At 52.6% G+C, this 11,825-nt stretch carries 12 protein-coding genes; 8 read left to right on the top strand and 4 right to left on the bottom strand.

The window, feature by feature from the left end; all coding sequences use genetic code 11:
- Positions 1-3: 3 nt before the first annotated feature.
- On the bottom strand, positions 4-675 hold the full coding sequence (locus UC15_RS01005; protein ID WP_112286715.1) for a DUF1190 family protein: 672 nt from the start codon (positions 673-675) through the stop codon (positions 4-6).
- A 186-nt stretch (positions 676-861) separates the two neighbouring features.
- The gene (gene tolC / locus UC15_RS01000) at positions 862-2,361 is read right to left on the bottom strand and encodes an outer membrane channel protein TolC (RefSeq protein WP_276320306.1); all 1,500 of its coding nucleotides are present in this window, start codon (positions 2,359-2,361) and stop codon (positions 862-864) included.
- A 224-nt stretch (positions 2,362-2,585) separates the two neighbouring features.
- Here tolC and nudF point away from each other — a divergent pair, with 224 nt between their 5' ends.
- The 5 genes from nudF (at position 2,586) to parE (ending at position 7,090) form a co-directional block, all read left to right on the top strand.
- The gene (gene nudF / locus UC15_RS00995) at positions 2,586-3,218 is read left to right on the top strand and encodes an ADP-ribose diphosphatase (protein WP_112286713.1); all 633 of its coding nucleotides are present in this window, start codon (positions 2,586-2,588) and stop codon (positions 3,216-3,218) included.
- Positions 3,218-3,643: a DUF1249 family protein gene (locus tag UC15_RS00990; protein WP_095923552.1), complete on the top strand. Its 426-nt coding sequence runs from the start codon at positions 3,218-3,220 to the stop codon at positions 3,641-3,643. Before nudF ends, UC15_RS00990 begins: the two co-directional genes overlap by 1 nt.
- Positions 3,644-3,670: 27 nt before the next feature.
- Positions 3,671-4,501 (top strand): 3',5'-cyclic-AMP phosphodiesterase, encoded by an 831-nt coding sequence (gene cpdA / locus UC15_RS00985; protein WP_112286712.1) that lies wholly within the window; start codon positions 3,671-3,673, stop codon positions 4,499-4,501.
- Entirely contained in the window at positions 4,498-5,079 is a 582-nt protein-coding gene (gene yqiA / locus UC15_RS00980) for an esterase YqiA (RefSeq protein WP_112286711.1), read from the top strand. The genes cpdA and yqiA overlap by 4 nt, the downstream gene beginning before the upstream one ends.
- Positions 5,080-5,194: 115 nt before the next feature.
- Entirely contained in the window at positions 5,195-7,090 is a 1,896-nt protein-coding gene (gene parE, locus UC15_RS00975; RefSeq protein WP_112286710.1) for a DNA topoisomerase IV subunit B, read from the top strand.
- A gap of 87 nt (positions 7,091-7,177) precedes the next feature.
- On the opposite strand, the gene UC15_RS00970 is transcribed toward parE, so the two are convergent.
- Together UC15_RS00970 and UC15_RS00965 are read right to left on the bottom strand one after the other, a co-directional pair.
- Positions 7,178-7,483, bottom strand: a complete 306-nt coding sequence (locus UC15_RS00970) for a putative quinol monooxygenase (protein ID WP_112286709.1) — start codon at positions 7,481-7,483, stop codon at positions 7,178-7,180.
- A 31-nt stretch (positions 7,484-7,514) separates the two neighbouring features.
- Complete coding sequence (locus tag UC15_RS00965; protein ID WP_112286708.1) at positions 7,515-8,102, bottom strand: NAD(P)H-dependent oxidoreductase; 588 nt, start codon at positions 8,100-8,102, stop codon at positions 7,515-7,517.
- A 325-nt stretch (positions 8,103-8,427) separates the two neighbouring features.
- Here UC15_RS00965 and parC point away from each other — a divergent pair, with 325 nt between their 5' ends.
- The 3 genes from parC to UC15_RS00950 form a co-directional block, all read left to right on the top strand.
- Complete coding sequence (gene parC, locus UC15_RS00960) at positions 8,428-10,701, top strand: DNA topoisomerase IV subunit A (protein WP_112286707.1); 2,274 nt, start codon at positions 8,428-8,430, stop codon at positions 10,699-10,701.
- Positions 10,702-10,919: 218 nt separating this feature from the next.
- Complete coding sequence (locus UC15_RS00955) at positions 10,920-11,657, top strand: 1-acylglycerol-3-phosphate O-acyltransferase (protein ID WP_112286706.1); 738 nt, start codon at positions 10,920-10,922, stop codon at positions 11,655-11,657.
- Positions 11,658-11,740: 83 nt separating this feature from the next.
- On the top strand, positions 11,741-11,825 hold an 85-nt coding region (locus UC15_RS00950; RefSeq protein WP_157960952.1), incomplete at its 3' end, for a twin-arginine translocation signal domain-containing protein.

Raw genomic sequence — 11,825 nt, 5'->3', positions numbered from 1 at the left:
CTCTTAGCCACCCATGCTGCGGCCAGGGCTGCGTGTCGCTGCGGTAGAGCTGCGCTGCATCGAGGTTTGTTTGGCTACGCTGTCGCCGAAACCGCCACGGGTGATGGTGTTGGTGACGGCAGGTTTTGGTGCCATCGCTGTTTTCGGTACGTTCATGGTACGTCCGCCCGCAGTGGCAGGGCCGTAGTTTTTACCGGTCGCATCGACGAATTTGCCGTTCGCCGGGCTGGCCGGATTTTTTGAACTGAACAGAGGCTGTTGCGCGTAGCCGCCGCCGCCCATCATGCGTCCCATCATGTAGCCCGCCATCAGTGGCATCCACATGCTGCCGCCGCTGCTCTGGTTTTCAGCCGTGGCCACGCCCGCCTGCGCCGGAGCCTGAGTACACTGGCCTTCGCCAAACTCAGCGATACAGTCTTCACGGCTGGCATATTTTGGCGCGGTTTTTGCGGCTTCCTGTTTAGCGGCATCGTAAGCGGCGACACATTGCGCGCTGCCAGACGGGTTGGCTTTCGAGCAGTCGTCCGCATTCTGATACAGAGAAACTGTTTCGTCGGTTTTCTCGCAGCCGGCCAGCATAAAGACCGCACTGACTGCCAGAGCGACAGGAGTGATTCGAGAGCTACGCCATGATTTACGGAAGGTAGCTAAGTTGACTTGTTGTGTCCGTTTCATCGTTCTTATCCCATGTGTAGGGCTTTTTCGCCCTTTCCCAGTAGGGCCTAAGAATAGGGGAAAGTTGGTTAATGTTAAAGCAGCGACAGGCAATTGTTACGAGACTTTACAGAGCGGCGTGATACAGGCAAAAAAAAGCAGCCTTTTCAGGCTGCCTTAGGGAAAATGCGGAGGGACTTTTCAGGATCAGTTCTGGAAAGGATTGCCGCTTTTCCTGGTGGTGTTAGCAGAGGTCGTTGCACTGGCTTGCTGAGCGCGTGGTGCAGGTGCTGCTGCAGTCTTGTTACCGTAACCGTCTGCCGCTGCATCCTGGTCTGGCGTTTCAGGCGCAACCTGATCAGGCGCTGTCGGAACCGGTTTACCCAGAGCACCGTTCAGTGCCAGCAGGTCGCTTTCGTTCAGTGTACCCAGCGCTGACTTGATGTTCAGCTGGTTGATCAGGTACGTGTAACGTGCGCTGGAAAGCTGTTGTTTAGCGTTATACAAGGTGGTGGTCGCATCCAGCACATCAACGATGGTACGTGTACCCACCTGATAACCGGCTTCCATCGCATCTAAAGAACTCTGAGCAGAAACAACGGCTTGTTTATACGCGTTGATGCTGCTGATTGAGGCAGAGATGTTGTTGAAGGAAGAGCGAACGGTCTGAACAACGCTGCGGTGCGCGCTTTCCAGTTGTTCGCTGGCGCCAACGAAGTTGTACTGAGCTTGTTTGACCTGTGAGGTCACAGAACCGCCGCTGTACAGTGGCAGGGAGAAGCTCAGACCAATTTTGTTCTGGCCAGCATCGGCATCCTGGTAGCTTGAAGAACCACCGGTTTTGTCGCCGTGATACTTGGTGTTGCTGATGCCGGTAGAGGCAGTCAGATCCACCGTTGGCATGTGGCCGGTTTCCGCATAACGGATTTGCTCACGTGCCAGATCCTGTGACAGACGCGCAGACAGTAAGCTCAGGTTGCGGCTTTCTGCTTCTTTCAACAGCGTCGCGACCGGTTGCGGACGCGTAGTGTTGAAGTTGTCGACATTCAGGGAAGACAGTTGCGGATAATACATACCGGTCACCTGACGCAGGGATTCCAGTGCGTTATCCAGGTTATTACGGGCAGTCACTTCGTTAGCCAATACGGTGTCGTATTGTGAACGGGCATTCTGCACATCGGTAATCGCAACCAGACCCACGTTAAAACGCTGAGTGGTTTGATCCAGCTGACGGTAAATTGCCTGTTTCTGCGCTTCGGTATAAGAGAGTGAATCGATCGCACTCAAAACGTTGAAATAAGCCGTTGCGGAATTCAGGATCAATGATTGCTGATCAGTCTGATATGACACATCCTGAATACCGGCAGTTTTTTCCTGCAAAGTCAGGGCGCGCCATTTTGACATATCAAAAATGGTCTGCGTTAATTGCAGGCTGGCGCTGCCAACATCGCTGTTAACGCCATTGGCATCACGGTAGCCATTGGTATATCCATAATCCGCACCCAATCCGAGTTGCGGTAATAAAGGACTGCGGCTTTCGTTGATTTTTTCGAATGCAGCATCCCGGTCAGCAGCAGATTTGCGCAGGTCCGGGTTACTTGTCCTGGCTTGCTGATAGACCTGCATCAGGTTTTCGGCCTGGCTTATCGTACTGAAGCCGCCCAGGCTGAGTCCGATGAGAAGGGGGAGCAGTTTCTTCATTTGCATTCCTTGTTGTGCAGCAATGTTGTTATGTATGGTGGCGCAGTCAAATTACCAATAGACGCGGATTCTAGCAGAGTCAGGCTAGCGGGGCGGTTGGCTTAACGTGCCTTCCCGACTGAATGAGCCTAAATCTATCACAAACAACCTTGATTATTATTAACGCATTTTCATCAAATTGACCTCAAAGGGCGATAAATTACCTTTAAGAGGCATTAAGGAAACATTCCATGTCTTCATTTAAACGGTCACCGGTTACTTTCGGTAAAGATGATGTAGAAATTATTGCACGTGAGACGCGATATAAAGGTTTTTTTTCTATTATTGCATATCGGTTTCGCCATCGGCTGTTTAATGGGGAAATGAGCGGGGAAGTTGTGCGCGAAGTTTTCGAGCGCGGACATGCCGCCGTACTATTACCTTATGATCCGCAACGGGATGAAGTTGTGTTGATTGAGCAGATCCGTATCCCCGCACTGGATTCAAGTGATACCCCTTGGCTTCTGGAGATGGTCGCCGGTATCATTGAAGAAGGCGAGACAGTCGAAGATGTCGCCCGCCGCGAAGCACTCGAGGAAGCGAACATTGTGGTGAAGCGTTGCAAACCGGCTCTGAATTACCTGGCAAGTCCGGGCGGAACCAGCGAGCGTCTTTCCATTATGGTCGGTGAAGTCGATGCCACGACGGCAGAAGGAATTCACGGTCTGGAAGCAGAGAATGAAGACATCCGGGTACATGTGGTCAGCCGCGAACAGGCTTACCGCTGGGTGGAAGAAGGAGCGATAGACAATGCGGCGTCAGTGATTGCCCTGCAATGGCTGCAGCTGCACCATGAATCCCTGAGAAAAGAGTGGGCCAACTAATGATTAAGCGCTATACCCCTGATTTCCCTGAAATGATGAGATTGTGCGAAACTAATTTTGCACAATTGCGCCGTTTAATGCCACGCACCGATGAGCCTGGTGAAACCGTGACATATCAGGTGAGTAGCGCGACGTATTGCCTGACGATCCTCGAATCAACGCGTTATACCTCGCTAGTGGAAATCAAACAGACGGCGCCGGCTGTCAGTTACTGGAGTCTGCCTTCGCTCACTGTTCGCCTGTATCACGATGCGATGGTGGCTGAAGTGTGTGCAAGTCAGCAGATCTTTCGTTTCAAAGCACGCTATGATTACCCGAATAAAAAGTTGCATCAGCGTGATGAAAAGCATCAAATTAACCAGTTCCTGGCGGACTGGCTGCGTTATTGCCTTGCGCATGGAGCGATGGCAATTCCGGTTTGTTAGACAGACTTCAACAACAAAGGAAACGATTTGGAAAGCCTGTTTACATTGCCTTTGGTGAATGGGGCCAAAGTCAGGATTCTACAAATTACTGATACCCATCTCTTTGCCGGTGAAGATGAAACGTTGTTGGGCGTGAATACGTTTAACAGCTATCGCGCAGTGCTGGACGCAATCAAAGCCCAGCAGCGCGACGTCGATATTATCGCGGCAACCGGTGACCTGGCGCAGGATCAGTCCGTGGAAGCCTACCATCAGTTTGCGCGCGGCATCGGTGAACTGACGGCGCCTTGCGTCTGGCTGCCCGGCAACCATGATTTCCAGCCGGCGATGGTCAATGCCTTGCAGGATGCGGGTATTAGCCCTTCCAAGCATGTTCTTCTCGGTGAACACTGGCAGATTGTCCTGCTCGATACACAGGTCTTCGGCGTGCCTCACGGCGAGCTGAGCGAATATCAGCTGGAATGGCTGGTGCGCTGCCTGGATGCTTATCCGGATCGTTTTACATTGCTGATGCTCCATCATCATCCGCTGCCTTCCGGCTGTACGTGGCTGGATCAGCACAGCCTGCGCAATGCGCATATGCTGGCGAACACGCTGGTGAATTACCCGAAAGTGAATACGCTTTTGTGCGGACATATTCATCAGGAGCTGGATCTCGACTGGTATGGCCGTCGTCTTTACGCGACGCCGTCAACCTGCGTACAGTTCAAACCGCATTGCACGAATTTCACGATTGATACTGTTGCGCCGGGCTGGCGCTATCTCGATTTGTATCCGGATGGCCGCGTGGAGACTGAAGTCTTCCGTCTGGAAACCAGCGAGTTTCATCCTGACACGGAGTCGGACGGCTACGAATGAACACCTTACTTTACCTGCACGGATTCAACAGTTCTCCCAACTCGGCGAAAGCGACGGCGTTGAAAAACTGGCTGGCGGTCAATCATCCCCATATTGATATGGTTGTCCCGCAGTTACCGCCTTATCCGGCCGATGCGGCCGAACAACTTGAGAGTCTGGTGATCAGCAATGCGGGTAAAAAACTGGGGATTGTCGGCTCGTCGCTGGGCGGGTATTACGCGACCTGGTTGTCGCAATGTTTTGCCGTGCCTGCGGTGGTGGTGAACCCTGCGGTGAAGCCGTATGAGCTGCTGATCGACTTCCTCGGGCAAAACGAGAACCCCTACACCGGACAACAATATGTGTTAGAGTCACGCCACGTTTACGATCTGAAAGTGATGCAGGTCGAACCGCTGGAGTCACCGGATTTACTCTGGTTGCTGCAGCAAACGGGCGATGAAATTCTCGATTACCGTCAGGCTGTGGCGTATTACACCACCTGTCGCCAGACGGTCGAACCCGAAGGAAATCATGCATTTGTCGGCTTTGAGCGTTATTTTTCGCCGATTGTAGATTTCCTTGAGCTGGCCGCAGACTAACATCGTCAGGGTGATTTTATCCCCGGATTAATCGCGTCTGCTTGCTGCCAGTGCTGATACCCGCCCAAATACTGTATCGTTAGCCCACAAACCTATGAGCCACGAATAATCAACGATGAGCCAATCAACTTATAACGCGGATTCCATAGAGGTCCTCAGCGGACTCGAACCGGTGCGCCGCCGTCCGGGCATGTATACCGATACCACCCGGCCAAACCATCTCGGCCAGGAAGTTATTGATAACAGCGTGGATGAGGCATTAGCCGGTCACGCGAAACGCATCGAAGTGATCCTTCACGAAGACCAGTCTCTGGAAGTCATCGATGATGGCCGTGGTATGCCCGTGGATATCCACGCAGAAGAAGGCGTCCCGGCAGTTGAACTGATTTTCTGCCGTCTGCACGCAGGCGGTAAATTCTCGAATAAAAACTACCAGTTTTCCGGCGGCCTGCACGGCGTAGGGATCTCGGTGGTCAACGCCTTGTCTAAGCGTGTCGAAGTGGCGGTAAAACGCGGCGGCGAAGTGTATGAAATGGCGTTTGAAAACGGCGATAAAGTGCAGGATTTGCACGTGACCGGCACCTGCGGTAAACGCAATACCGGAACCAGCGTACATTTCTGGCCAGATGGCAGCTTCTTCGACAGCCCGCGTTTTTCGGTCAGCCGCCTCAGCCATTTGCTGAAAGCCAAAGCCGTACTGTGTCCTGGCGTAGAAATTCTGTTCAAAGACAAAGTGAATAACACCGAGCAACGCTGGTGTTATGAAGACGGTCTGACTGACTACCTGATGGAAGCCGTCAACGGCCTGATCACTCTGCCTGAAAAAGCCTTTGTCGGTAATTTTGCCGGTGATACGGAAGCCGTAGACTGGGCGCTGTTGTGGCTGCCGGAAGGCGGCGAACTGCTGACTGAAAGCTATGTCAACCTGATCCCGACCATGCAGGGCGGTACGCACGTCAACGGTCTGCGTCAGGGGCTGCTCGACGCCATGCGTGAGTTCTGCGAGTTCCGCAATATCCTGCCGCGCGGCGTGAAACTGTCTGCTGAAGATATCTGGGAACGCTGCGCCTATGTGCTGTCAGTGAAAATGCAGGATCCGCAATTCGCCGGTCAAACCAAAGAACGTCTGTCTTCGCGCCAGTGTGCAGCGTTTGTTTCCGGCGTGGTGAAAGATGCGTTCAGTCTGTGGCTGAACCAGAACGTTCAGGCGGCAGAACAGCTGGCTGAACTGTGCATTTCCAGCGCTCAGCGTCGTCTGCGCGCAGCGAAAAAAGTCGTGCGTAAGAAACTGACCAGCGGCCCTGCGCTGCCGGGCAAACTGGCAGACTGTACCTCGCAGGATCTGAACATGACCGAACTTTTCCTGGTGGAAGGGGATTCCGCAGGCGGTTCTGCCAAACAGGCACGTGATCGTGAATATCAGGCGATCATGCCGCTCAAAGGTAAGATCTTAAACACGTGGGAAGTCTCTTCTGATGAAGTGCTGGCTTCGCAGGAAGTGCATGACATTTCCGTGGCGATCGGTATCGATCCGGACAGCGAAGATCTGACCCAGCTACGTTACGGCAAAATCTGTATCCTTGCGGATGCGGACTCCGACGGCTTACATATCGCCACGCTGCTGTGCGCATTGTTTGTCCGTCACTTCCGGTCCCTGGTGCGCGGCGGTCATGTATATGTGGCGATGCCGCCTTTATACCGTATCGATCTGGGCAAAGAAGTGTTCTACGCGCTGGATGAGCAGGAAAAAGAAGGCGTGCTGGATCAGCTGAAACGCAAGAAAGGCAAACCGAACGTACAGCGCTTTAAAGGTCTGGGTGAAATGAACCCGCTCCAACTGCGCGAAACCACGCTGGATCCGAATACCCGTCGTCTGGTGCAACTGACAATCGATGAAGAGGATATCGATCAGACACTGCGCATGATGGATATGTTGCTGGCCAAGAAGCGTTCAGAAGATCGCCGTAACTGGTTGCAGGAAAAAGGCGACACTGCCGAACTGGACGTCTGAACCTTTTAATTTCGCTGCACCCATAAAAAATGCCGGACGCTTCACAGCTCCGGCATTTTTGTTTTCTGAACTGCGCTGGTCTTACGACTACGCTTTCTCAATAATATGGATCACCACATCCAGCACGTCGGCTTTGATGTTTTCGCGGTGCTTGTCCATATGTTCAGCCTGCTGATGCGCTTCGAGATGCGCCAGGCTTTCCCAGTCTTCCAGCATAAAGATGGAATCAGGTACGGTTTTACGCCACGGGATCTGCCCGTTGAAATCAACGTAAGGCTCGTAACGGTGGCAGCCTTTTTCTGCCTGAACGTCCGGCAGCAGGGCGATGATTTTTTCCATAACCGAATCGCGACGGCCTGGTTTTACTTTGATTTCAGCAATAACAGTGATCATAAAAAACCTCTTTCCCGGGTGACCTTAAACCTTAAGCCTGACCGAATACATTTTCAAGGTGAGCACGGTAGCGCGCAAAATCACCTTCCACATCAGGCTGTTTAATCACGTCGTTACACATAAAGGTCGGCAGCGTATCGAGGCCGATAAACTGGTTGGCTTTGTGTTGTGCCAGATAAACGCCATCAACGCCAACGCCGTGGAAGAACTGTTCTTTATCTTCGAACGCTTCCAGAGGTGCGTTCCAGGTTACTGACAGCATGTAGCACTTGCCATGCAGCAGGCCACCGGAACCGTATTTTTTCGATTCATCAGAACGGGTACGTCCATCGCTGGCGTACAGTTTGCCGTGGCCTTCAGTGAACACTTCATCGATGTATTTTTTCAGTGTCCATGGCATCCCCATCCACCAGCCCGGCTGCTGATAAATAATGGCATCTGCCCACAGATAGCTTTCGATTTCGGTTTGCACGTCATAACCGTCTTCCAGCACGGTCACACGCACGTCGTGGCCTTTATCACGCAGGAAGCTGGTTGCGACTTCAGTCAGGCTGTTGTTCAGTGCGCCTTTGGAATGGGCAAATGTTTTGCCGGCATTGATAATCAGGATATTGCTCATGGAGTTCCCTTAAATAGAATTCTGGTGGTCAGGCTGTTATCACGTAGTGTACTTAACTCTGTCCCGCAGAAAAATGTGATATCGCGCACAAGACTATTGACTCAGATGCAATAATGGAAGAAACAGCACGGCAATTGAGCCATTTTATTGCGGAATAATTGTTTAAAAAGAAGGCATAAACACAGCAACTGTGACAGCCATACGGCAGATGATGTACTATCGCGGACATCATTGCCTCGTGTACGCCGCCTTATTATGCGCCAGCGGGTGCAAGCTTCCTTAATTTCCAAAACGATAACGCCACGGGTCTGAGGATTAAACATCAATGAGCGAAATGACTCATGACGGAACAGAGCGTTTAGCCCTGCACACGTTTACTGAGAACGCCTATCTCAACTATTCCATGTACGTCATCATGGACCGCGCGCTGCCGTTTATCGGTGACGGGCTCAAGCCGGTACAGCGCCGTATTATTTATGCGATGTCCGAGCTGGGCCTGAGTAATAACGCCAAATTCAAAAAATCCGCGCGTACCGTCGGTGACGTGCTGGGTAAATACCATCCGCACGGCGACAGCGCCTGTTATGAAGCGATGGTGCTGATGGCGCAGCCTTTCTCTTACCGTTATCCGCTGGTTGACGGGCAAGGGAACTGGGGTGCGCCGGATGATCCGAAATCATTTGCTGCGATGCGTTATACCGAATCGCGTCTGTCGAAATATGCCGACGTTCTGTTACGTGAATTAGGGCAGGGGACGGTCGATTACGTGCCGAACTTTGATGGCACTATGCAGGAGCCGAAAATGCTGCCTGCGCGTCTGCCGAATATTCTGCTCAATGGCACCACCGGCATTGCGGTCGGGATGGCGACGGATATTCCGCCGCATAACATCCGTGAAGTGGCTGCCGCTGCGGTCGCGTTGCTGGAAAAACCGAACAGCTCGCTGGAAGATTTGCTGGAATTCGTTCAGGGGCCAGATTTCCCGACCGAAGCCGAAATCATTACGCCACGCAATGAAATCCGCAAAATGTACGAATCGGGCAAAGGCTCGGTGCGTATGCGTGCGGTCTGGCACAAAGAAGACGGCAGCGCGGTGATCACCGCGTTACCGCATCAGGTGTCCGGTGCGAAAGTGCTGGAGCAAATTGCCAACCAGATGCGTGCCAAAAAGCTGCCGATGGTCGAAGATCTGCGTGACGAATCCGATCACGAGAACCCGACGCGTCTGGTGGTGGTTCCGCGTTCTAACCGTATCGACCTTGATCAGGTGATGAATCACCTGTTCGCGACCACCGATCTGGAACGCAGCTACCGCATCAACATGAATATGATCGGCCTCGATCACCGTCCGCAGGTGAAAGGGCTGCTGGAAATTCTGACCGAATGGCTGGTTTATCGTCGCGATACCGTACGCCGTCGTCTGAACTACCGCCTTGATAAAGTGCTGAAACGCCTGCATATCCTCGAAGGTTTGCTGACGGCGTTCCTGAATATAGATGAAGTCATTCACATCATCCGTAGCGAAGACGAGCCAAAACCGGTGCTTATGCAGCGTTTTGAGCTGTCAGATACTCAGGCAGAAGCGATTCTCGAGTTGAAATTACGTCATTTGGCGAAACTCGAAGAAACCAAGATCCGCGGTGAGCAGGATGAACTGGCGAAAGAGCGCGATCAGCTGCAGGCGCTGCTGGCCTCTGAACGCAAACTCAGCACACTGATCCGCAAAGAAATTCAGGCTGATGCTGAAGCCTTTGGTGACGAGCGTCGTTCGCCGATCACTGAACGCGAAGAAGCTAAAGCGATGAGCGAGCACGATTTCATTCCGTCTGAGCCGGTCACGATTGTGTTGTCCGAATCTGGCTGGGTGCGCAGTGCTAAAGGTCATGACATTGATGCTTCCGGCCTGAGCTACAAAGCCGGCGACAGTTTCCGTGCTGCAGCGAAAGGCAAGAGCAATCAGCCGGTGGTGTTTATGGATTCCACCGGGCGCAGTTATGCGCTGGATCCGACCACGTTGCCATCGGCGCGCGGTCAGGGTGAACCACTGACCGGTAAACTGACGCCGCCGCCGGGCGCGACCATTGAACACGTGCTGATGGCTGCCGACGATCAGAAGTTACTGATGGCTTCCGATGCCGGTTACGGTTTCGTCTGTACCTTCAATGATTTAGTGGCGCGCAATCGTGCCGGTAAAGCCATGATCACCTTGCCGGAAAATGCGAAAGCGTTCCCGCCAATGGAGTTGCATGGCGCTGATGATATGTTGCTGTCGATCACTGCCGCGGGCCGGATGCTGATGTTCCCGGTGGCTGATTTGCCTCAGTTGTCGAAAGGCAAAGGTAACAAAATTGTTTCAATCCCTTCTGCGCAAGCAGCAAGTGGTGAAGATAAACTACAATGGCTGCTGGTGTTGCCACCGCAAACATCAGTTACCCTGCACGTGGGTAAACGTAAGCTGGTTCTGCGTCCGGAAGATTTGCAGAAATTCCGTGCTGAACGTGGCCGCAAGGGAACCCTGCTGCCACGCGGGCTGCAACGTATCGATCGGGTTGAAGTCGATGCGCCTGTGCGCACCGGTGGTGGTGACAGCGAAGAATAAAATGGCTGTAACTTCTTAACAGACAGGGCACATTTGTGCCCTGAACTCGTTTGAGAGGGTTGCAGCGGCCTGAGACTGTTGTGCAGTGCAAAGATTTTACATTTGTATCAATAAAACCGTTGTGCCCTGCTGAATGAGGCTTGAGAATAGTTCACCTCACAGGGAGCGAAACTGCACAGGTTTCTTACTGGCTTCGGCTGTAGTTTTAAGAGGATGTTATGTTATTTATTTTGCGTCTGATTATCGTGGTGGTTTACTCGATTCTGGTCTCTGTTTTTGGTTGTATTTATTGTCTTTTCAGTCCGCGGAACCCGAAACATGTGTCGACTTTCGGTAAGCTGTTTGGTCGTCTGGCACCCGTATTTGGCCTTCGTGTAGAACAACGTATTCCTGCAGAAGCAGTGAATAACGGCAACTGTATTTATATTGCCAACCATCAGAACAATTATGACATGGTGACGGCTTCGTCCGTCGTCATGCCAGGAACGGTGACCGTCGGCAAGAAAAGCCTGGCCTGGATCCCGTTCTTTGGTCAGCTTTACTGGCTGACGGGCAACCTGCTGATTGACCGTGATAATCGCGCCAAAGCGCACGGTACCATTTCTCAGGTCGTGACCCAGATTAAGAAAAAGAATCTGTCGATCTGGATGTTCCCGGAAGGGACCCGCAGCCGTGGCCGTGGCCTGATGCCATTCAAAACCGGCGCTTTCCATGCTGCCATTGCTGCCGGTGTGCCGATTGTGCCGATCTGCGTATCGAACACCAGTAACAAGGTGAAGTTAAATCGCTGGTCAAACGGTCTGGTGATTGTTGAGATGCTGCCGCCAATTGACACCAGCGGTTATACCAAAGAGCGCCTGCGTGAGTTGTCCGAGCATTGCCGTCAGATCATGGCGGACAAAATTGCTGAGCTGGATGCCGAAGTGGCGCAGCGCGAAGCCGCCGCAAAAAAATAAAATTCAGTTGATGCCATTTTTCCCGCTGCCATTGATGGCGGCGGATTCTACACAGTTCCTGATTTTGTTTTCATGGAGAAGATATGTCACTCAGTCGTCGCTCGTTCCTGCAAGCCTCCGGCGTGGCTCTTGCCGCAGGTGCTCTGCCATTAAAAGCAGAAGCGAGTG

Origin of the sequence: Rahnella sp. AN3-3W3 (genome assembly GCF_003263545.1) — a bacterium.
Lineage (GTDB): Bacteria > Pseudomonadota > Gammaproteobacteria > Enterobacterales > Enterobacteriaceae > Rahnella > Rahnella variigena.
The sequence above is the reverse complement of the archived record's forward strand: the minus strand, read 5'-3'. Positions and strand labels throughout refer to the sequence as shown.